Annotated in this window: 27 protein-coding genes and 1 pseudogene; 14 read left to right on the forward strand and 14 right to left on the reverse strand. The window is 63.2% G+C overall.

Annotated elements, in window-relative coordinates; genetic code table 11:
• Positions 1-30 precede the first annotated feature (30 nt).
• The 4 genes and pseudogenes from ASD15_RS22685 (at position 31) to ASD15_RS22695 (ending at position 2,122) form a co-directional block, all read left to right on the forward strand.
• Positions 31-740: pseudogene (locus ASD15_RS22685) on the forward strand (cation transporter).
• Positions 741-878: 138 nt separating this feature from the next.
• Positions 879-1,256, forward strand: coding sequence for a transposase (locus tag ASD15_RS32960; protein WP_200954055.1), 378 nt, complete (start codon positions 879-881; stop codon positions 1,254-1,256).
• A gap of 294 nt (positions 1,257-1,550) precedes the next feature.
• Positions 1,551-1,832 carry a hypothetical protein gene (locus ASD15_RS32595; protein ID WP_157201088.1) on the forward strand — a complete coding sequence of 94 codons (282 nt, stop codon included), beginning with the start codon at positions 1,551-1,553 and terminating at the stop codon, positions 1,830-1,832.
• Positions 1,833-1,906: 74 nt separating this feature from the next.
• The gene (locus ASD15_RS22695) at positions 1,907-2,122 is read left to right on the forward strand and encodes a hypothetical protein (RefSeq protein WP_057157255.1); all 216 of its coding nucleotides are present in this window, start codon (positions 1,907-1,909) and stop codon (positions 2,120-2,122) included.
• Positions 2,123-2,316: 194 nt separating this feature from the next.
• Here the strand turns inward: ASD15_RS22695 and ASD15_RS22700 are convergent, their stop codons facing one another.
• Both ASD15_RS22700 and ASD15_RS22705 read right to left on the reverse strand, forming a co-directional pair.
• The gene (locus ASD15_RS22700; RefSeq protein WP_057157256.1) at positions 2,317-2,544 is read right to left on the reverse strand and encodes a hypothetical protein; all 228 of its coding nucleotides are present in this window, start codon (positions 2,542-2,544) and stop codon (positions 2,317-2,319) included.
• A 186-nt stretch (positions 2,545-2,730) separates the two neighbouring features.
• Positions 2,731-2,973, reverse strand: a complete 243-nt coding sequence (locus ASD15_RS22705) for a hypothetical protein (protein WP_057157257.1) — start codon at positions 2,971-2,973, stop codon at positions 2,731-2,733.
• A 716-nt stretch (positions 2,974-3,689) separates the two neighbouring features.
• On the opposite strand from ASD15_RS22705, the gene ASD15_RS22710 reads away from it, so the two are divergent.
• The 5 genes from ASD15_RS22710 to ASD15_RS22730 all read left to right on the forward strand — a co-directional run bounded on the left by ASD15_RS22710 (position 3,690) and on the right by ASD15_RS22730 (position 8,296).
• Positions 3,690-4,181 carry a hypothetical protein gene (locus tag ASD15_RS22710; protein WP_057157258.1) on the forward strand — a complete coding sequence of 164 codons (492 nt, stop codon included), beginning with the start codon at positions 3,690-3,692 and terminating at the stop codon, positions 4,179-4,181.
• Positions 4,182-4,620: 439 nt separating this feature from the next.
• On the forward strand, positions 4,621-6,657 hold the full coding sequence (locus ASD15_RS22715) for an endonuclease (protein WP_057157259.1): 2,037 nt from the start codon (positions 4,621-4,623) through the stop codon (positions 6,655-6,657).
• 590 nt (positions 6,658-7,247) lie between these two features.
• Positions 7,248-7,496 (forward strand): hypothetical protein, encoded by a 249-nt coding sequence (locus ASD15_RS22720; protein ID WP_157201089.1) that lies wholly within the window; start codon positions 7,248-7,250, stop codon positions 7,494-7,496.
• Positions 7,493-7,702 (forward strand): hypothetical protein, encoded by a 210-nt coding sequence (locus ASD15_RS22725; protein WP_157201090.1) that lies wholly within the window; start codon positions 7,493-7,495, stop codon positions 7,700-7,702. The genes ASD15_RS22720 and ASD15_RS22725 overlap by 4 nt, the downstream gene beginning before the upstream one ends.
• 141 nt (positions 7,703-7,843) lie before the next feature.
• Positions 7,844-8,296 (forward strand): hypothetical protein, encoded by a 453-nt coding sequence (locus ASD15_RS22730; protein WP_157201091.1) that lies wholly within the window; start codon positions 7,844-7,846, stop codon positions 8,294-8,296.
• Here the strand turns inward: ASD15_RS22730 and ASD15_RS22735 are convergent.
• The gene (locus tag ASD15_RS22735; RefSeq protein ID WP_057157263.1) at positions 8,282-8,512 is read right to left on the reverse strand and encodes a hypothetical protein; all 231 of its coding nucleotides are present in this window, start codon (positions 8,510-8,512) and stop codon (positions 8,282-8,284) included. The two genes, ASD15_RS22730 and ASD15_RS22735, sit on opposite strands and share 15 nt — an antisense overlap.
• 170 nt (positions 8,513-8,682) lie before the next feature.
• On the opposite strand from ASD15_RS22735, the gene ASD15_RS22740 reads away from it, so the two are divergent.
• Positions 8,683-8,964, forward strand: coding sequence for a hypothetical protein (locus ASD15_RS22740; RefSeq protein WP_157201092.1), 282 nt, complete (start codon positions 8,683-8,685; stop codon positions 8,962-8,964).
• A complete protein-coding gene (locus ASD15_RS22745) occupies positions 8,948-9,301 on the forward strand; it encodes a hypothetical protein (protein WP_157201093.1) in 354 nt (117 codons plus the stop codon). The genes ASD15_RS22740 and ASD15_RS22745 overlap by 17 nt, the downstream gene beginning before the upstream one ends.
• A 155-nt stretch (positions 9,302-9,456) precedes the next feature.
• Here the strand turns inward: ASD15_RS22745 and ASD15_RS22750 are convergent, their stop codons facing one another.
• The gene (locus tag ASD15_RS22750; RefSeq protein WP_057157266.1) at positions 9,457-9,747 is read right to left on the reverse strand and encodes an H-NS family nucleoid-associated regulatory protein; all 291 of its coding nucleotides are present in this window, start codon (positions 9,745-9,747) and stop codon (positions 9,457-9,459) included.
• 242 nt (positions 9,748-9,989) lie between these two features.
• Between ASD15_RS22750 and ASD15_RS32600 the strand changes: the two genes are divergently transcribed.
• On the forward strand, positions 9,990-10,943 hold the full coding sequence (locus ASD15_RS32600) for a hypothetical protein (protein ID WP_157201094.1): 954 nt from the start codon (positions 9,990-9,992) through the stop codon (positions 10,941-10,943).
• Between the two features lie 17 nt (positions 10,944-10,960).
• Here the strand turns inward: ASD15_RS32600 and ASD15_RS22755 are convergent, their stop codons facing one another.
• From ASD15_RS22755 to ASD15_RS22790, 8 genes are all read right to left on the reverse strand, one after another.
• Positions 10,961-11,722: a PRTRC system ThiF family protein gene (locus ASD15_RS22755; RefSeq protein WP_057157267.1), complete on the reverse strand. Its 762-nt coding sequence runs from the start codon at positions 11,720-11,722 to the stop codon at positions 10,961-10,963.
• A complete protein-coding gene (locus ASD15_RS22760; protein WP_057157268.1) occupies positions 11,722-12,360 on the reverse strand; it encodes a PRTRC system protein A in 639 nt (212 codons plus the stop codon). The genes ASD15_RS22755 and ASD15_RS22760 overlap by 1 nt, the downstream gene beginning before the upstream one ends.
• Positions 12,353-13,084, reverse strand: coding sequence for a PRTRC system protein B (locus tag ASD15_RS22765; RefSeq protein WP_057157269.1), 732 nt, complete (start codon positions 13,082-13,084; stop codon positions 12,353-12,355). The genes ASD15_RS22760 and ASD15_RS22765 overlap by 8 nt, the downstream gene beginning before the upstream one ends.
• Before the next feature lie 25 nt (positions 13,085-13,109).
• On the reverse strand, positions 13,110-14,099 hold the full coding sequence (locus ASD15_RS22770; protein WP_057157270.1) for a PRTRC system protein F: 990 nt from the start codon (positions 14,097-14,099) through the stop codon (positions 13,110-13,112).
• Positions 14,100-14,116: 17 nt separating this feature from the next.
• Positions 14,117-14,335 (reverse strand): hypothetical protein, encoded by a 219-nt coding sequence (locus tag ASD15_RS32810; RefSeq protein ID WP_057157271.1) that lies wholly within the window; start codon positions 14,333-14,335, stop codon positions 14,117-14,119.
• Complete coding sequence (locus ASD15_RS22780; RefSeq protein WP_057157272.1) at positions 14,332-14,547, reverse strand: PRTRC system protein C; 216 nt, start codon at positions 14,545-14,547, stop codon at positions 14,332-14,334. Before ASD15_RS22780 ends, ASD15_RS32810 begins: the two co-directional genes overlap by 4 nt.
• Before the next feature lie 11 nt (positions 14,548-14,558).
• On the reverse strand, positions 14,559-15,011 hold the full coding sequence (locus tag ASD15_RS22785; RefSeq protein ID WP_082552068.1) for a PRTRC system protein E: 453 nt from the start codon (positions 15,009-15,011) through the stop codon (positions 14,559-14,561).
• A 227-nt stretch (positions 15,012-15,238) separates the two neighbouring features.
• Entirely contained in the window at positions 15,239-16,240 is a 1,002-nt protein-coding gene (locus ASD15_RS22790; RefSeq protein ID WP_057157274.1) for a chemotaxis protein CheB, read from the reverse strand.
• A gap of 1,220 nt (positions 16,241-17,460) precedes the next feature.
• Here ASD15_RS22790 and ASD15_RS22800 point away from each other — a divergent pair.
• On the forward strand, positions 17,461-17,676 hold the full coding sequence (locus ASD15_RS22800; protein ID WP_057157276.1) for a hypothetical protein: 216 nt from the start codon (positions 17,461-17,463) through the stop codon (positions 17,674-17,676).
• A gap of 632 nt (positions 17,677-18,308) precedes the next feature.
• Here ASD15_RS22800 and ASD15_RS22805 read toward each other — a convergent pair.
• On the reverse strand, positions 18,309-18,518 hold the full coding sequence (locus tag ASD15_RS22805) for a hypothetical protein (protein ID WP_057157277.1): 210 nt from the start codon (positions 18,516-18,518) through the stop codon (positions 18,309-18,311).
• A gap of 994 nt (positions 18,519-19,512) precedes the next feature.
• On the opposite strand from ASD15_RS22805, the gene ASD15_RS33570 reads away from it, so the two are divergent.
• Positions 19,513-19,644, forward strand: a complete 132-nt coding sequence (locus ASD15_RS33570; protein ID WP_267877835.1) for a hypothetical protein — start codon at positions 19,513-19,515, stop codon at positions 19,642-19,644.
• A 68-nt stretch (positions 19,645-19,712) separates the two neighbouring features.
• Here the strand turns inward: ASD15_RS33570 and ASD15_RS22810 are convergent, their stop codons facing one another.
• Positions 19,713-19,985: a hypothetical protein gene (locus tag ASD15_RS22810; protein WP_057157278.1), complete on the reverse strand. Its 273-nt coding sequence runs from the start codon at positions 19,983-19,985 to the stop codon at positions 19,713-19,715.
• Positions 19,986-19,992: the final 7 nt, after the last annotated feature.

Consider the following 19,992-nt stretch of genomic DNA (forward strand, 5'->3'; position numbering starts at 1 on the left):
CCGCTTCACCCAAATTTCCGGGAGTAAATCATGTCCGATTGCTGCGATGACAGTTGCGCGTCGAGCAAGCCGCCAGTCGATCCCCGCTACCGGCGCATCTTGTGGGTGGCGTTGTTCATCAATGCCGCGATGTTCGGTGTGGAGCTGCTGGGCGGATTGCGCGCCGATTCGGTGTCGCTGCTGGCCGACGCGATCGACTTCTTTGGCGATGCCACCAACTACGGGTTGTCCTTGTTCGCGCTCGGCATGGCCGCCGTGTGGCGCTCGCGTGCTGCGCTGGCCAAGGGCTTCATGATGGGCGCCTACGGCGTTCTCGTGTTGGGAAATGCCGCGTGGAGTATCGCCGTCGGTACCGCTCCCGACCCGCCACCATGGGTGTCATCGGTTCCATCGCCCTGGCCGCGAACGGCTCAGTCGCACTCTTGCTCTATGCCTTCCGCGATGGCGACGCCAATATGCGCTCGGTGTGGCTGTGTTCGCGCAACGATGCGATCGGCAACGTCGCGGTCATGCTGGCCGTGCTTGGCGTGTTCGGTACCGGGACCAGTTGGCCGGACCTGGGCGTGGCGGGGGTGATGGCCGTGCTGGGGCTGACGGCGGCCCGCACCGTCATCGCGCAATCGCGCCTGAACTGCAAGAAGGCGTCGAACCCTGTGGATCGGCGGACGCTCCACCATCCCAATTCGTGGGTGCCGAACAGTCCCGATGGGACGCGCGCTACGGAATTGAAACGCCGCTAGGAATCAGTTCGGCCCCGGGGGAAGCAAATCTTGGGGACAATCGAAAAACAGAAGGTAAAGCTCGGAGTTTTCAGTTGACCTTGCCGGTCCCAGTGGCGTTAAACTATCCGCGTCTCTGTCGAATGCGGAGGATATAACGTGATCAGCAAGGAATGTTGGGAACAAATAACCCAAATGGCTGCGACAGGCATATCGATCTCTGCGATTGCCCGCGAGCTGGATCTGGACCGCAAGACGGTACGGGTCGCAGTGCGCAAGCAGCAGTGGGCACCGTACCGGCGCGAGCAGAGCGTGACGCTGCTACTGGCACCGTATCAAGCCTGGCTCAAGGAACGGCCGCCCAATGTTAACTACTCGGCGCGCATCTTGTTTCAGGAACTGCAGCAGCAAGGATACCGCGGCAGTTACGACACGGTAAAACTGGCGGTGCGCCCCTTGCGTAGCGTTGGCGCTCTGGAGTTCCCGGCGCAGTGCCATTACGATGCCGCGCCAGGGCAGCAAGCGCCAGTCGACTGAGCCGGTTAAGGACTGCAGCGCGGAACGGAATTCACATTGGTGCTTTTGCCCGCAAGGCGGTCACGCCCTTCATCTCGCTTTTCCGGGATAAGGCCTGGCGGTACCCCTGCCGTTGGCGCCGTGCGCATCGCCATCAGCCTGTGACGTGTAGCCGACAATCCCCGGAAGATCTGTTCGCGCATGGATGGCGAAATTGGTGTACTTTTTGACACAGGCCAACATAAAAATCTTAAAACCAAAAACAAGTATTGCCTTGCAGTGTGCTACTGTGAAAGGCTATGCAGAGCATATCGCATGAAGGCCAAGTCCGTATCATGGCTGCTCGTCGCTTGCAAAGCCATTGGTGTTTTTGGAGGAGACTTGGGCCATTTTTCTGCTCAGGCAGCGCAATGCTTCGCACTGCCTGGTCGCAATCCTGATCGGCGCGTCAATACAGCCTTGGCTACCGTGGTCAGCCACGGATTCGACTTGCATTTCAAGGCAGGGTACCAGGCGTCCACCATCTACCTGAGAGCGCACGGCGTACCGGCTGCCGTTATCGTGCGCTTGATTAATTACGACCGCCGTCGCGGGTAGCCAGCGGCACGGCAGCGCTGCACGGACGAGGCCGCAAACCATAGCCCCATGGCGCTTTTTACGGGAGGCCCGCAATGTCCATCTATCGCCCCGAAGGGCGGGCCGCGTATCGCGACTTCGCCGTGGCGCTCGCGGAGGAGCAGGCCGTCGCCTACGAATTAAGCGAATGTGTCAAAGTCGAGGTCTACAGCCTGATGGCGCGTGACTTGTTTGACCGGATGACGGCCGCGCATGCGAAAACCGCCGCGGCTTTCGCAGCGGTGCAGTGCTTCCAATATGAGAAGGGCTAAGCGCCAGACGTTCTCGGCTGAGCGGAATTCACCATGCCGGCACCGAGGGGACCTGGTGGCACTGCGCCGGTCGCCTGCATGGCAGCGCCGCCAGCTTATTCGAAGCTGCCGGGACGCAGAATGGTGATTTCGTTCCCTACCCGGAGTGCGTTGAATGCGACACCCTTTGTGGGAAACCCGGTCGCCGCCGTGAATTATCGCTGATAACGGCGCCGCTCGTATGGTGGGTGCTCGCTGTGCACCCGTTCAAGCACGTAGGGGGGGAAGGCCTGTTCGATATGGAAGTGTTTGCCGACCCAGATGCAGAATATTGCCGGCGCGGGACCCTCATCAAAAGGGTACGCTTCCACGGTGCACAGCACCTCGATCTCCGGGCCGCCGCACTTGAGGCAGACCAGGTCGCCTTCACAGAACTCATCCATGCGTGCTCCGCAAACGGTCAAAGGTTGATACCAAAATTATAGTCTAGCGTATGAGAAGTTGTGTGCTGGATAGCGCTCACTAATGGTGGGCGTGCAACAGGAGTGGACACCCTGCAAAGTTGGGGGGCGCTGGCCGATCCCATCGTTTTGCTCGACGGCGTAGCCGTAGGCTACGGTGAGAATGTCCTAGTCCATGGCGACAATGTCCAGCCTGACGACGTTTAAGGACTGATCGAGGAATTCGAAATAGCGCGTGTCGCCGTCGCTGAAAGCCTGTACCTCGACGTCGCTATCCTTCAGTTTGTGGCTGCAGCGACGAAGCGGCGGAAGGGCTGCCGGATGGGGTTTGTTGGCGGGGACGAGGGTGTCCGTTTCGATCACTACGTACAGCGTGTTGTTGGCGTCGACTGTCACAATTTCCCTGCTCATTGATGCTCCCTTTAATTGCGCTGAGCCAATAGTATGGCCGACGGGAAGCTGGTCGAATCTATTGAATTGTCACCGCACTGTCAGGTACCCGGACGCTGCAGTGGTCGATGGGGGACCATCAGTCGCGTCCATTCGGCCTGTGTCGAACAACGAGTACCGGTACCGGCGGGGCCTGGCCGAGCGACGCCATCACTGATCGTGGTAATGCGCCGCGCTCCGGATTGGCCGCAGGGGATGAAACGGCTACACGCCGTCAGGGAGTGCGGGGCGCGGCACAACTCGGCGCTGCAGGAGCCGCGTTGCCCGGAGACCCAAGCGGCGCCAATTGGCCACTGGGCCAACGAAAGTTTCTATGGGGCCTGTTGATCCTCCGGCCCACGCTGCGCAACAACGCCTTCGTCTGGCCCCGGCAATTGCGCCAGCGTCCCGCCCCCAGCGCTCCCGTGCCGGCGCAGTCCGGCACGTTGCTGCCGGAAGTGCCCGCGAACCCTTGAAGCGGGGAGCGCACTGAATAGTGATGTTGATGAGGTATGGGGAGCCTTGTCGCGTGGATACGATCGTTTGCCCGCCTAAGCAACGTGGCGCAACAACTTTCCCCGGAGCGTAAAATAGTGACGGGTGCGCACCCGGTGGGCGGACCCGATGCGGCACGCGCGCAACCGAGGACACCCGGCTGCGTGTGACCGATACCGATTGATAAGTATGGCAAGTATTCCATGTTGAATCTGATTGAAGAGGACCGCGCGTTTCTGCGCACCCTCGGCGCGCTGACACTCAATTCGGAAGGTGAGGAAACCCTGGTTGGCCTGACCTCGGCAGAGTCGCATCTGCTCGTCAACTTCAAAGCGAAAGCCCGCACGGCGGGAGACTTCGCTGAACGGGTCGTCTATGATCAAGTTTTGCGCCTACACTTGCGCGCCAGGCTGGACGCGCTGAACAAGACGGCCGGCTATCTGGGCGGAAGTGGCATCATCGGCTATCGTGAAGGCGACGTGGTGCGGCTCAAATGCGGTGGCCCGGCACTGGATGTCGTCGGGCTTGTCGATGCGTATCCGTTCAAGGATGGCCCCGAGCCTGGCGTATTTTGCGTGTGGGAGGAGTCGTGTTACCGATACGAGCAGGTGTACCCGCTGTACGCGGTCGAGTCTGTCCAGCTGGCGTCCTGCAGCGCCCGGGCGGAAACCTCGGACGGCGCGAAAAAGCACTGACGCTTCCGATCCTGCGTAGTCTCGTGCCGGAGGACCGGGGCGCATGGCGCCCTTTCGCCAGCCGGTAAAGGCACCGCGGTTGGGATGAAGGCGCCGTCCCGCGTTCCTGATCCATTTGGTGGCCTGCGGTTCCCATCGCATCGCGTAGTACCCAAGCCGTGCCCTTCCAGAGGCATGTCAAACGTGTTGCCCCTCCCCGAAACGCGCGCATGGTCGCGCCCGCAGCAGCGTTGCATATGGCTGCCACGATGCAACGCGCTGGCGCCCGCTGCGCCGGTGATGCGTTGGGCTGCTCGTGCGTGGTGCACGTCTGAGGCCCCGAAATCGTGGCGCTGCTGTGACAATCGGTGAGAATTGAAAAATATTAAAAAGATACCATGGTGGGGCACGGCGATTTTTAGCGGCACGACCGTCGCATCATTCACCGGGGGAGGCGCACATGGGCAAGAAAGAGCTTTGGCAGCGGGCGGCACAGCGTTGGATCGACAGGATGGGCTTGCGCGGCACCGAGCCGCCGGAACGGGTGCAGAAGCGGCTGGACCATTTGGCGGAAGTGGCCACCAAGGCGACCGTCGAGACGCGATTGCCAGCGTCCGGTGTCGCCTTGCCGCTGGTGAGCAAGATCGGCCTGGAGCGCGTGATCAACAAAAGCGATTTCCTGGACATCAATTTCCTCGAGAACGCCCTCGCGGTGTCGCGCTCCATCGGGCGGGTCCATATCCGCGACGCCGGCGGCCACACGCTCGGCTTCGGCACCGGCTTTCTGGTGTCGCCTTCGCTGCTGATGACCAACAACCATGTGCTCGCGAGCGCCGCCGACGCGGCCCACAGCGTGATCGAGTTCGACTACCAGAACGACAGGACCGGCCGGTCGTTGCCGGTGGTCAGTTTCGCGCTGGAGCCGGGGCGGCTGTTCATCACCGATCCGGGACTCGACTTTTCGCTGGTGGCGGTGCGGCCGCTGTCGGCTGACGGGATAGCGCTGCAGCGCTATGGCTGGTCGCGCTTGCTCGGCATGGAAGGCAAGGCGCTGATCGGCGATGCGCTGAACATCATCCAGCACCCGCGCGGCGAGGTGAAGCAGCTGGTGCTGCGCTCGAACGAACTGGTGGACGTGTTTGACAATTTTCTCCACTACGTGACCGACACGGAACCCGGCTCGTCCGGCGCCGCCGTGTTCAACGACCAGTGGGAGATCGTCGCGTTGCACCACAGCGGTGTGCCGGCGACCGATCCGCAGGGCAATCTCCTGGCCAGCAACGGCGGACTGTGGCACGACGGCATGGGAGAGGCCGCGCTGAAGTGGGTAGCCAACGAGGGCATCCGCGTCAGCAGCCTGGTGGCCCACCTGCGCGCGCTGCCGCTGGCCGGCAGCCAGGCCCAGCTGCTCAAGGAGCTGTTCGAGCTCGTGCCGCCGGCACCGCAGGAGCTGGCCCAGCAGGCCCAAGTCGGCGTCGGCGCCGTACTGCCTGGCGGTATTCATTCTTCGCTGCAGCTGGCGCTGGGCGGGCAGACGGTGTCCTTGCCGCTGACGATCCAGCTGCAATTCGGCCAGCCTGTGCCGCAGGCCGTCCCGGTCGCCGCGCCGGTGTCGGCGGTGGCGGCGGCCGCCGATGCCGACGCGCTGGCCGAACTGCGGGAGGCCGCCGGCCGCGAGTACTTCGACAAGGCGGCCAACGAATCGGCGCTCGGCACCTTCTACAACGGGCTGGCGCTGGCGGACGATCCCGCTGCCGCTTTCCGGCAATTGAGCGCGCTGCTCAAAGGCTCGCATAGCACGCCGCTGTCCTACAACCCGTCGCGCCATGTCTACCCATGGGTGGACCTGCAGCCGCCCAGGCCGGACAAGACGCCCTGGCTCAAGAGCATCTACTCGGGCAAGGCCTTCGATCCGCGCGAATTCATCGCGGCCGATCGCGAGGTGGACCGGCGCCGGGAGCAACTGCGGCAACCCCTGCGCGAAAGCCTGGCACTGGGCCAGGAGTTGGCGTCGGCCGAAGAGGCGTTTCTGGAGGCCGCGCTGCCGTATAACTGCGAGCACGTGGTGCCGCAATCCTGGTTCGGCAAGCGCGAGCCGATGCGCGGCGACCTGCATCATCTGTTCGCGTGCGAAAGCGGCTGCAATAGTTTCAGGGGCAATATTCCGTACTTCGACTTTCCGGACTTCGAAGAGGTCGTGCGCAGCGACTGCGGCAAGCGCGAGACGGGGCGTTTCGAGCCCGGCGCGGGCAAGGGCGTGGCGGCGCGCGCCACCCTGTACTTCCTGCTGCGCAATCCGGGCCAGATCAACGCCACCGCCGCCGAATACACGGCCGACCGCATCGACACCTTGCTCGCCTGGCACGAACAGTTCCCGCCGACAGAGTATGAGCGGCACCGCAATCTGGCCATCCAGGAGCGGCAGGGCAACCGCAATCCGCTCATCGATTTCCCCGAATGGGCGCAACGGATCGACTTCACATTGGGACTGGGTTAGCGCTGCGCCGGGCCGCCTGCACAGGCTGCGGTGGACGGGATGGCGCCGGTGCCGCCGGCAGCGCATGCAGGGTGCGGTCACGCGCGGCGGCGCCGAAGCCCGAGGTTCCATGCCGCGTAAAGAACATGATACCGACGCATGCGCGGTTTTACGGTGCACGGTGCGTCCCGGCCACCTTGAAATGGCCGCAACCTGGTGCAATGATGAAGACGCTTACTGTGGGAATCGTTCCCGCACTGCTCCCGGCGCGTGCCATCGCGGTGCCTGTCCGGGACCTTGATTGAACAAGGCGTTGCGGTCGTCACCCGTCTTCATCTTGCCGGTATCGCTGCCGGCATGGTTCTGCGCTTACTGTGCAGGATCGTCTTTGTATTACCATAGGTTGGCGCCGGCACCCTGTGCCTGCGCTCGTGGAAGCGGCATTTCGCGCTTTCCTAGGTTGAGGCCCTGATTCGTCAGAATCACGGGCCTTTTTTCTGCCCGCTCACGCGGGCCGACCCAGTGGCGCCGTTGCGGCGTGCACGGCGGGGACACGCTTCCCGCCGATGGGAATGGCCGTCTCCGCTTTCATGTAGAAAAGGAGAGGCACCATGTTCCACATTGATGAAAAGGGGCGCCCACCGCGTCCCGTTTGCGCGTTGCTGGCTGGTGTGAGGGCCGACCCGTCGCACGCGAAGAAGCCCAACTCGCGGCGCAGCGCCGTCGCGCTGGACCGGTGGCGCGCACGCGGCGACGCGTTCGTTGCCAGCAAAGCCGTCCTGCTGACCGCGCCCGCGCCTGGCGCCCTGGGCGTGTTGATCGGGCGCCTGCTGTCGTGTGCCTGGGGGATGTTGTCATGAGGTCGGTCGTGTACGGCGGCTGCGTCGAGCCCGAGGGCTACGCGCTGGAGGACGTGGCGTACGAAGACGTCTGTCCGGCGTGCGGCCAGCCCGGCGCGCGCTACCGCCGCTGGGAAACGGCCGACGGTGCCATCAACCAGCACTGGGAGGTCAGCTGTCGCGCCTGTGGCCATGAGGACGGTGACATGTTCCGGGGCCAGCCGTAGGCGCGTCGTATGACGCACGGGCCAGCGGCGGTGCGGCTGACGCCGTCGTGGGAGTGAAGAGGAAGAACTGTGTGTTGAACCGGCGGGGCATCGATGTCCCGCGAGGGCCTGGTGCCGCGCCATATTCTTTTGGAGGTCACCATGAGCAAGGAATGGGAAGATCTGCCCGGGCGCAGTGTGCGCCGCATGGGCCGCGAGGAGGAACGGGTGTGGGCGGAGTTTTACCGGGCAGCCGGTGATCCGGCCGTCGCGGCCGAACTGATCGCGCATATGGACCAGGACGAGCAGGCCAGGCGGCAGCATTCCGGCCTGTACCTGCGCTGCCGGCAGTCGCTGCGGCGGGAAAAAGAACGGCGCCAGCGGGCGCAGGCGGCAGGCAAGGCACTACGTAAGCTGGCGTGGGCGTTGCTTGGCAAGCCGCTCGCCGCGTTCCTGCGCGCAGGGCGGTTCTGTTGCGACGCCGGTGCGGCGCTGTTTGGTTTGCGGGACGAGCCTGCGGCCGGCCAGCTGCGCAAGCTCGGCAAGCGCGCCGCGCCTGCGGTGCCGACGGCGCCGGCGGAAGCGAAGGCGCAGGCCGGCTCAGACGGCCGCTAGCTGGTGCCCCTCCAGGCACCCGAGGTAGGCATCGTCGATCAGGCGGTGCAATTCCCGGGTGGCCCTGGAGGTGCCCCAGTAGTGGCGCTTGCACTTGTTGATGTAGCGGTGCAGATCGTCGAGACGCCGGATCGGGCCAGGTTCGAAGCCGGTGATGTGGGTCAGGTAGTCGATCTCGACCTGGGTCAGGCGGATATGGGGTCCTAGTCGCAGCATGGATCTTGGCCGTGGCGTGAGCAGTTGATGGAAATGCGGTGCAGGCGCGCTTGCGCGAGCCCGGTTCGCTGGTAACCATGGTAGGCATGGATTCCGGCGTGTTCAACCAAGGCGAACGGGGATCGGCGTTTTTGCCGCGAACAGGTAATCATGCGAGGAGGGAGGTCATCATGAAACGCATGGAATGGCAGCCACAACACGATAGGGCGTGCGCGCAAATCGACGCGCTGTGCGCACCGCTGTTGGCGTGGCTGGAGGAGCTAAGGCCGGGCAGGCGGCTGCGGGCGCGGGACGGTACGCCGTTCATCCGCACCAACCGCACCTGCATCTGCTTTTGCAATCTGAAGGATGGTTCCTTGTGCTCGGCCAGGGATATTTGCCGCGACTATGGCGGCGTGGCCTGGGACGAGCTGAAAGTGAAGGAAGGAGCGGAACATGACGAGTATCGGTAGTGGAGGCGAGCCACGCTCACGCGCCTTGTGCGGCGGTGCGCCGGAAGACGAGGCCGTCCCGGGGCAGGCCGAGTGGGTCGCGCTGGAGCAGTGGCGTGCAAGCTGGCGGCCGGAGGTCGATCTGTTGGGTGGCTCCGAAGAGCTGGGCGCCTTGTTCCGGCGTGCGATGCGGCAGGGGTACGCCGCATATGTGGCTGGAGCCAGGGTGATGCCGGCGCTGTTCTCGCTGGATAGTTCGTTGGCAGCGATGTGGCAGCAAGGTTTCGCCGACGCGCGGGTGGATGCGGCGATCGGCGCCGTGTGCCGGCCAGCGTGTGACGTGGCGCGGCGTACGTAGGACGGAGAACATGATGCGAAAGGAAAGGGGCGGCGCGGTACGGCCGCCTCTTGCATCACCGGCCATGTTATCGGTGTTGGGGCCGCCGTGGTGGCGGCGCCAAGATACTGACCAGATGCGCTGTTAGCATCAATCAGGCGCGCGCCGCGGCCAATTCAACGCACGAGAAACTGATTCTTATCTTTACCTTCCAGCCACTTCGGTGCGCGTCCGCGTCCGGTCCAGGTCAGCCCGGTCGCCCCATCCTTGTATTTGATTTCAACGGGCTTGCGCGCGGACTTTGGCGGTTTCGCACCTCCGCTGATATCGGCCACGGTCAATCCATATTCGCGCATAATGGATTGAATCTTTGCCCGGGCACCGGCAACCTCGTTGCGGCGAGCCTCTTCAGCCTTGGCTTGAAGTTCTGCGATTTGCTTCTGGTAGTCCTGATACGTAGCTGACATGGAAGGCCTTTCAAGTGGTAGGAATGAGCGATTGTACATCGTAGCACGGTTGATTCCATGCTCAGCAGTCTATGCTTCATCATGGTCGGGGGAGGACGAAAATTTGCTCAACGGTGAGAATATGCGTATTTTTCTACATGTGCAAGATGATATCCTTTGTTGGTGGGAACTTCTTGGCCAAGCGTGGACGAATACTTGGATATTGATATAATGGTTCTATTTTTAATTTCCCGACCATAAAAATGAATGAAGAAGCAGCTTATTATATTTGCAGATTCCCGACGGCCACACATGTGTTCTCGCCGATTTGGAAAATCGCGGGTAACACTGCAATTCGATTGGGCGCGCCGAATGCGAAGTCCTGCGACAGCTCATATTGCGAGTCAGAGTCTGAAGAAGCAATTTTTGATTCGTTGCGTAGAGTATTGGAAAAATCGAAACCAACAGGTGAGATCGAGTTTCTTCGCACTGAACTTAAGCCTGGATTTTATTATCCAAGAATGGCACGCCCAAACGATCAACACTTGAATGCTTCCTCATCCCGCAACCCAGGAGAGCAAGAAAATCAGAATCTGATAGCCATGGCACTTGGTCAGCTAAATGTGCTCGTACGCCAATTGGAAGGAGTCTGTCAGATTGTTCATCCATCCAATAATACATTTAGCACATACGGTCATGCAATTCGCAATCTTTTAATACTGGCCTGCACCGAGGTGGAGACCCATTGGCGCGGAGTTCTAGTTGAAAACCGAATTGTTAAGGAAAGATATACAACCAAAGACTATGTCATGCTGCGCGATCCAATGCGCTTGGGTGAATATGTCGTTGTCTTTCCGAATTTTCCGTGGCTTGAATCACTTCGGCCTTTCAAAAGCTGGAACGAAGGACAGCCAACTCTGTCATTGCGTTGGTATGATGCATATAATGCGGTAAAGCACAACCGGGAGAAAGAGTTCGAGCGAGCCTCGCTTCTTCATGCTTTTGAAGCTGTGGCTGCGTGCGCAATTATGCTGGTTGCTCAATTTGGAACTAGTTTTGATGGCTGGTTATCATCGGACTCTAGCCGTTTCTTTAATTTCAAAGCGCTTCCAGAATGGGAGCCGTCACAAGCGTACATTTTCCCCTACGAGCAATTTTGGGAAAACGGGAGGGAGGAAATATGGCTGCGTGAAGATTATCCGTTTAAACAATCATGATCAATTTCTCCTCATTATCAGATTCGAATCGGTACCGATTGTTTTGTTTTCAGATTACAAACGACGCCTTGCATTTCGAGCCCGCCCGAGGAGAACAGTTCGTATAGCAACTGCGCTGCGTAGCGCGCCGCGACATCGTTGATGAACAACCCCTGCGACGCCAGCGACATGCGCACAGAACAGGACGGCGTGTCCTCTTCCGGCACAGTGTCGTCCAGCAGCTCCTTGTAGCGTTCGGTTACGCACCGCAGCCGCCCCGGCGCATCGAGCGGCTGGGCGGCGCTGGGCGGCTGCCCCAGCACCACCTGCGCGTCGTGCTGGCGGTTGCCCAGGTCCAGCCAGTACAGGTAGCGATGCTCGCTGAACAGGTAGGCGTGCATCGTTCGTCGCGCCGCGCGCGTGTCCACGCAGCTGATCAGGATGTCCGCCTCGCGCCGCACGTAGCCATGCTCGCCGCGCCAGCTTTGTTCGATGGGATGCACGCTCGCGTCCCAGTCCAGCCCGTAAAAATGGTTCAGGCGCGTGATCGTCACCAGTGCCTTGTGCGCGCCCACGTCGGCGCGGCTGTAGAGCTGGCGCCCCACATTCGCCTCGCTCACGGTGTCGGGATCGAAGGCATGCACGTGCAGGCCGGACGGGTGGCCCAGCGCGCGCATGGCGATGTCGAGCCGCGCCAGGCAAGCGGCCATCTGCGCGCCGTTGCCGCCCACGCCCGCCAGATGGATGGTGACGCGCCGCGTCAGCAGTTCGCTGCAGGTCCGGTGTGGCAGGGCGTCCATCACGCACCGCCTTCCAGCCGCGCCAGCCCGATGGCGCTGTCCCATTGGTCGGCGAGGTCGATGAACAGGCCGTTGATCGCCAGCCGGAACCGCGCCTCCGGGTGGCGGCTGTGCACCCGACCGAATACCCCGCAGATCTTGATGGCGCGGTCGTCGGCGTCATCCATCGGCGAGAAGAACACCGCAGCATCGCCGTGCGAATGCAGGTCGACCGCCACCTGCTCGCTCGCGGCCAGCAGTGGTGGCTGGTAGACGACGTGGTCGGCGTCGGCGGTGATCGTTTCGCACGCGGCCAGCCGCAGCGTGCCGGTGCGCGCGCAGTGGACAATGGCGGCAGCCGTCTCGTCGGGCGCGGCGCGCCGCGCCTGCGCCACGAACTGGCGCAGCAGGTCCGCCGGGATCAGCCCGAACGACAGGCGCAGCCAAGGCGCCAGCGTGCCATAGGGCAGCGGCAGGCCAAGGTCGACGCTGCCGCAGCGCTGCAGGCAGTCCAGCCACGGCAGGCGCACCTGCACGAACAGGCCATTGGCGGCGGCCACGATGCGCAGGCCCGGCACCATGGGCGGCAAGTCGCCGTGCCGGGGGGCGGCGATGACGGGGCAGGCGGCCTGCAGCGCCGCGTCGCGCGGATCAGTCATGCTCGCCTCCCAGCGAGGCAATGGTTTGGCCTAGTGTGACCTCCATGGGCAGCAGTGCGCGCAGCGGAAAGCGCGCGGGCGGCGCATCTAGCAGCGCCTGCCAGAACGCGTACGCGCCACCCTTGTGGCGTACCAGCTTCTTGCCGTTCGGGTGCGAGAAGAAGGAACCGAAAAAGGCGTCACTCCATGCGTCGATGCTGCGGCTGGCGTCGCCGCTGGGAAGCACGGTGCTGCCGTGGCAGATCGCGCCGTCGTCGCCCACGTTGAAGTAGGGCGCGCGGTAGAGCGGCGTGCCCGGCGTGGGCCGCGTGTCGTACTTGCAGGCCCAGACCCGCCAGCCCTTGGAGGAGACGGCGAACACCAGCGGCGGATGCGGCACCGCTTCTCCCCGTTCACCCAACTGCGGGCAGCGAAACGCGATGTGGCGCACGCAGGCCGCTTGCCACCACACCAGCAGGCTCTCGCCCGCGTACAGTGTCCGACCGTCGAGGTACGACGCCGTGCTGGCCGTCTGCCGGGTCAGTTCATACGCCAGCCGCCGCGCCGCACGCGGCGACATGGGTTTGCCGGCCAGGATGAGCGGCCGTCCATCTGTCAATTCGACCCGGTGGATGCTGGCGTAGGCCCGCGTGCTGTGGCGTTCCTGCTCGCGGTAGACCAATACCGCCTCGGCCAGCATCAGGCTGGCGGCGCGGGGTGCTTCGATACGCAATTGTGCTGGCATGGCGCGTCCTCCTCTGCACTCAGTATCACGCAGACAGGTGCTGCAGCAACTGGTCGATGAGGCCGATGGCGCGCAGCTGCGCCGTCATCGCGCGCATCCAGCGGCGCAGCGCCTGCGGTTCGTCGGCGGGCAGCAGCACCTCGCCGATCTCCTCGAAGCACTCGCCCTGCCACGCATAGTGGGCGTAGTCATCCGAGACCCGCACCGCGATGTCGTCGTCGTGCCAGCACAGCACCGCGCCAAAGCCGGTAAACAGACCCTCGCGCCGGGCGGCGAAGCGGTGGTGCGCGGGCGTGTGCACCAGTGATAGCGCCAGTTGCGCCGCCCGCCGCACAAAGCCGTCGGCGTGCTCCTGCGCGATCTGGCGCAGCCGCTTGCGGGGCAGCACGGCGCGAGGACGCAAGGCCCAAGGCGGGAAGGCCGCTTCGATATCGGCGCGGCTGACCATGTCGGCCCGCATCGCCTCCCGCGCTTCCTCATCGTCGCCGCATTCCTCCTCCAGCACTTCGGTTTCGTCTTGCTCGCCCAGCCAGTACTGGTTCGACGCTTCATCGAGCACCACCGACGGCGTAAACAACGGATAGGCCGCCGCGCATTTCTGTTCCATGATGTGCAGCACGGTTGCGCCCAAGCCGGGCACGGCCGCCTCCAGCGCGTCGAAACCCGGCCCGACGGTCCACCGGTGGACGGAACTTTCGCACCAGCGCAGGTGGATGTTGCGCACCGCCTCGGCGTCCGACGCGCGCAGGCCGGGTGCTGCGGCGTCGATCTCCTCGATGTCGCGCGCCGTGACCGGCGCCAGCACAAACACCGGCGACAGGCAGGCTGTCTCGCCGACATGGCGTTGCAGCCATGCCGACAGGACAGCAGCGCAGGCGGTCAACGGATCGTCGCAGGGCAGGGGAAACGCGCGCCATGTCACCGCGCCCGCGCGCACCAGATAGCGCGCCAGCATGCCCGCCACGCGCTGGCCTGCGGCGGGCAGGATGGTGGTCGGCACGTCCGGGCTCAGCACTGGCTGGCCTAACACCGCTAGGGGAGGGGCGGCAGCCATGACGACGGAGCCGCAGGCCGGGATGGTGCGGTACTGTTCGTGGCATGGCCGCTGCAGGTGTCGGCGAACCGCAGCCAGCATGCGGCCGTCTCGGCCTGCGCGCGCTTGGTCATCGCGCGGTTGATCGCGGCGGCGTTGGCGTCGGCGCGGCCCTCGGCCATCGAGTTGGTCAGCGCTTCGAATTCGCGCCAGTTCATATGCGTCCCTTGGTGCCGACCGCGCGGCGGAAGGTGATTTCCTGCGCGCCGTTCACCAGTTCGTCGGCGACGACGATATCGGCGCTGATCAGTTCCGGGTAGATGGCGCTGTGCAGGTCGCGCACATCGCGCGGCGACATGCCCGGCGGCGCGGGCAGTTCGATGCCGTTGTAGCGGTAGCGGCGCGGGGTTTCCTTGATAATGATGGCCATGCTGGCTCCTTTCAGAACAATTGCGGCTGGCGGTTCTTGATCCAGCCCAGGTCGGGGTCGTCGTTTGGATTGGTCGCGTCGCCCACTTCCTCGCCATCGTCGACATCCGCGCAGCGGGGCGCGGGCGTGGTTGCCCGCTTGGCGGACGACGCGGGTTTTTGTGTTGTCTTGGCCTGCTCTTGCAGCTTGGCCTTCTCGGTCTGGAGCGTGCGCTTGGCGGCGGCGGCCTGCTCCAGCATTGGCGCGAGCTCGGCGCGGTAGCCGGTCAGCGCCGCAACGAAGCCGTTGTCGAATTCTTCGGGCGTGGCGGTGAGCGTGAGGTCCGTCGTCAGTGTGGCGGCGTCGTTGTGGATGGGGCGCGGCATGACCGATATCGTCATGAGGCCGCGCTCCGCGTCGGCGGTGACCAGCATCGCCAGCCGGGTACCGGCGGCCAGCGGATACAACTCGGTAAACATTCCCATGGTGGACCTCCTTCGGTGAGGGATGACATCATGGTAACGGGCAAAGCGGGCCAATCTAGTAGCGGCAAGGCGGAGCGTGCCGGGCAAATTCACCGCCTAAAGGTGGCCTGCGCCACAGCGCTGGCACCACGCGCACGGGCGGTTGCCGGCGAGCAGCGTGATGAGAAGCATGATGAGAAGCGCGCTCCGGTTGGAGCGGGGCCGCAGGTGCTGTACCCGCGCGCAAGCTAGGCCGACAACAACGCGTGCAGTGTCTTCACGTCCGCCTGCAGCTTGTGAACGCGCGCGCGATGGTGCCGCTCTGCGGTCCGGTCGTGTCGGATCAAAGCATCCTGAAGCATCTCCTGTTCCAAACGCGCTTGTTCCTGCAAGGCTCTGAGCGATGCCCACAGCGCAGCTTCGACCGACTGGTCCTGCAATTCGGCCAGCGCGCGCGCCGTAAAGCTGTGGCCGGTATGGCAGCGGAAGCGTGGCGGCACCGCGTCGCTGATTTTCCATAGCGCGCCGTTGCACTCGGGGCAGGTATAGCCGGACGCGGTGCCGAAGCGCTGCAGTTCTTCGACACCCGCTGCGCCGCGCACGAAACGATTTTCCACCGTTAGCCACGTGGGCGGGACCGGCTTGTCCCCCGTTGCGACGTTGTGCTCAGGCGGGGATTGCGGCCTATTCGCCAGGGCGGCCAGCATGGGGCCGATCTCGCGCAGCGGCAACACATGGTCCACGGCCACATGATTCAACGCGTTAGCGGGCATGTCGGGCACTTGCGCGTCGTTCGGGTCTTGCACGATGGCCGCGCCGCCGCATGTCTTGACGGCGTACAAACCGGCAGTGCCATCGTCGAGGTAGCCGGTCAGGATGGCGGCGATTACGTGGCCGTCAAACGCCGCCGCGGCGGAGCGGAACAGTGGGTCGATGGCCGGACGGGTGAAGTTCTCTTTGGGGCCGTGCCACAGGCGCGCTTTGGGGACGCCATCATCCCTTTCCACCGTCAAATGGCGGTCCGGCGGCGCAATGAGTACGTGTCCCGGCAAAAGCGGCGCACCGTCTTCCGCATGCCTGACCGGTAACGGGCACACCTTTTGCAGGATTTCCGGCAGCTTGCTGGGACGCGCGCCAATATGCATGACGATCAGGACGGTCGCGCGGAAGTTGGCGGGCAAGGCGGATGTGACGCTGGTCAATGCGTTCACGCCGCCCGCCGAGGCGCCGATGACGATAAGTTTGTGCATCTCTGCTCTCCATGCCCCCCATTCTGGACGGATGATCGTGCGCCATCAGTACGCTGACACACATAGCTCGCCTTTGCCGCTGAACGGAGTGCAAAAATGGCCAACCGGTACGGATTGCGCACGACGCCGCACGCTTTACCGTCGTTCACGCGGCGGCGCGCCGTGCGTGTCGGCGATGCAAACGATTGGCGCTGCATGCAGCTTCGCCGTGGCCTACAATACAAGACGAGCAGGCTGATATCGGACTACCCGGGAGATGCCCAATGTACAGTGAAAGGCGGACCAATCATGCCATGTCCGACGTCGTCGAGGTTGGCATGCTGTTCCAGTACGTGCGGGAGCCTGGATACGCCGCCAGGTTTCTTGAAATGATGCGCGTCAAGCCGGCAGTCGTGCTGCGCGTGTTGAGCCATAGCGCAGAACAACGTCACTATTCGGTGCCACCTCAGCGTGTAACGTTCGTCCAAGTGTCCAGGAAACGGCTGAGTCTGGTTTGTACGCGTGCATGAGCACGGATGGGACGGCGGCGACCTTGTTCGCCGAGTTGGCCGACAGCGTTGCGAGAATCGCTCCCTACCGGATACGATAGGCGCTTTGCGGAACGTGCCGCGCTGCTGGCCGCCGGCTTGGTGAGCTCGCCCACAGTAGCGTTTGCGCAACCGGGTTGCAACAGATTGAGGAAGCAATTCGCTTCCGAGAGGACTACGCGTTTTCATGGCTCAGAGCTGAAGAACTCCTATCGTTCGACTACGATGCCGCCTTTCCAGACACGGGCGAAACTCCCCCAAGGCGGATAACGTATCGTGAGTTCCTCGGCGAATCGTACTTCAGGCACTTGGAATTGCTCGCAGCACTTGGTCGTCCGGAGGGGGTACGTATTATTTTTTGGTTCAACGCGTACGTCCGCGGAGGCCTGGCCTGGGGCGCGTGGCCGAGACTTAGTTTGGGGACTGGCCGGTATGGTGGCTGTTCTCGCGTGTTATCTGTCTTCAGCTATCAAGAAGGACGGCGCATGAAAAACTGTCTGATGATTTTTTGGCTGGCTGTGATCGGGCTTGCCGGACTGAACAAAGTACTATTCCCTGGCATCGACGAGGGGACGCCGTTCCGTCAAATGAGTTTTGGTTTTTGGCTGTATCTCGCGCCTGTAGGCGTAGCCTTTGCAGCTCTCGGGTTTTTTTTCGGCGCAAGTCGTCGGCATATGCCGGCAAGGAAAATTCATGGAAAACGATCTCCAAGCGGTACTCCCCAAAGCGGAGCGCGATTTTGTCGTTCACGCGTTGCAGGCCCTCTGGCGCGAGCGCGTCAACGCCTTCCAGGTGGCTGAGCAGGTTTCGATTGAGCGAAACGCACCGCCTGTGAACGGCAGTGCATTTGGCATCGAGGAAGCTGCGCGAATGCTTCGCCGTTTTGGTGCCGTACCGTTCCCGAACTAGCGCTGAGAAAATCACGGTTCGCCGTAACCAAGTGGTGGAACTGCATTGGGGCACGGCGCCTGACATCTCGCAACCGCGAGTTTCGTTGGGCTTGCCGTGGGAGATCGCGTTATCCGCGCACTGGATCAGCTCGTCCATGCTCCTGCCATGCTCGGGATGGAGGGGCACGCCGATGCTTGCGCCCACGGCCCGAGTCGCCTCGTGCGCTGATTACTGGCGGCGCGGTTGGGCACGCGGCGACGCCCCGGCCGGGACGTGACGTGGGAATGCTGCGTTCCATGGCAATAGGAAACCATGCCAAGCACAATGTGCCGCAGCATGTAGCGTTCAGAGTCTTGCTCTGTCGGGACAAATGCCGCACTTTTTGCCCCGCGCCGGCGCGCGATGTTGGCTTTAGCCACGAGTGCCACGTCATCAAGGCCGAAGCGAACCGATTCATCCGGCGGCTGAAGCGACACCCGTAGTCTCTGCTACCGCTTTGCGCAATTGCTTGCCCGCGCCCGGCAACCTGCCTGCGCGGTTCGCGGCAGTCCGGTTTGCCCGTGACAGGAATGTTACGGCAGCAATGGTTTGGCTGGCGTCGGGAGCAGGTACTCACGCCGTGGCACTGCCGGCGCGGCGGTGCGCCTCGCTCAGTCGCACAAGTGCTTGCGATGAAGATGCGGTGAGGTGAGCACCCTGATCGCCACGTCATGGTTAACACCGCGCTCTTGCATGTATTCGAGCGCCCGGCCGATCCCGTCCATTGCGGCGATAGACAGTGCGGTATCCACCTGGTCTGCGATCCGCGCATCTTTGCGTAGGTCGCGGTCCGCGTGCGCCGCAGATGGGACTTCGGACATGGCTTCCTCCTGGTTTTCACGAAGGTGGTGCCCTGCGATGTGGCGGGCCGGTCAGCCGTCCTGACCGGAGCATGGTCTTTTCAGAGGGATATCTTGCGGCTGCCGACGCCGGCAATGAACTGGACAGCGTGGGAGAGCGAACCGCTTCAGTGACAAATATACACCCGGACGGCGCTCACCGGCGGACGCATGGCAACGACAGCGGACTGGTCAATGGCCTGGCAGCGGAAATGGCCACTAGATCGCTCGCCGGGGCGGTTGCCCCCGCTTTCAAAAAGCGTGTCGTCTTGATGACGTTCTTGCTTGCGTGCTTGGCTGGCTGCGAACTGCCTGGGGCGGGACCTCGGTTCCGTTGTGGTGCTGACGTCAATCGCACGCCTCGTCCGGGTGGATTGATCTCGGCCGCCGGCAACAACATCCTGTCATGCCGTATCGGGTGCGTCTTGCGCTAATCCTTAGCGCTGGACGGGCAGGTGCGCGGTGTTGCTATCGACGTTGCCGTGGCGCGGTTGCTGGCTGCCGCGCCACGTGTTCCATCGCCGCTGTGCAGGCGTGGCTTGTCTTCGTGGTGCCGCTCCGCAAGGCTGCGCAGGTGTGGGTGGGAGATTTGCGCCTGTCCTGTCTGTTCTCGTTTCCATCCTCGGTCTCCTCGCGACATGTTCAACGGACGCCATTGCGCAATGCTAGTTGCCTCTACAGAATGCGCTTTTTTGGCTGAATTGTCTACGCGCAGGTGCCTGCAACCGCGTAGACGCACCCCAGGCTACATGGATGACATGATTCGCCCGGAGCAGTAGCGGGGGGGGGGGCATGATATTGCGGCGTCTCATTCGGCGCCTAAAGTCGGACTATTGAAGCTGGCGCATCGTATGTTGCCTGCTTTGTTGTTATCGCGCGCAGCATTAGTGGGACGCGGCATCCGCCGGACTTCCTTGGAACGGGGAGGGCGCTTCAGGCGTACATTGGTCCCATGCACTGGGCGGAGAACATCGCCATGAAAGAGATTTCGCCCAGCCAGACTTTCGGCGGCTTGCCACTCACCACCCTGCGCGGCGAGCCGCGCCTCGAGCGCTTCCGGGATGGCGCCGGAACGCCAGCGCGGCACGCCTGCGGGAGGGCGGCATAGGTCACCGCGCCGTGGTCTAGGGAAAATGGATCGTTTTGCGAGGGGCGCCGCGATGCGCCCACCGTGGCCTACGCCGATAACAAGGCGTGCAGCGGCTTGACATCGGTTTGCCGCTTCTGCAGATACGTCGTCCCGCCGACATGGCGGAGCGGCCATGCCGACGCGGCCGTGGCGCAGGCCGTTAGCCGAGCGGCGTGCGGCAGGGGCAAAGCGCGCCACGTCTTCGCGCCCGCCCGCACCGGGTAGCGCGCCAGCATGCCCGCCATGCGCTTGCCGGTGACGGGCATGGCGGTGCCGGGCACGTTTGGGCTCAGCACGGCTTCGGTAAGGGCGGCAGCCATGACGAGC

The sequence above is a fragment of the Massilia sp. Root351 genome, assembly GCF_001425045.1.
Classification (GTDB): domain Bacteria; phylum Pseudomonadota; class Gammaproteobacteria; order Burkholderiales; family Burkholderiaceae_D; genus Rugamonas.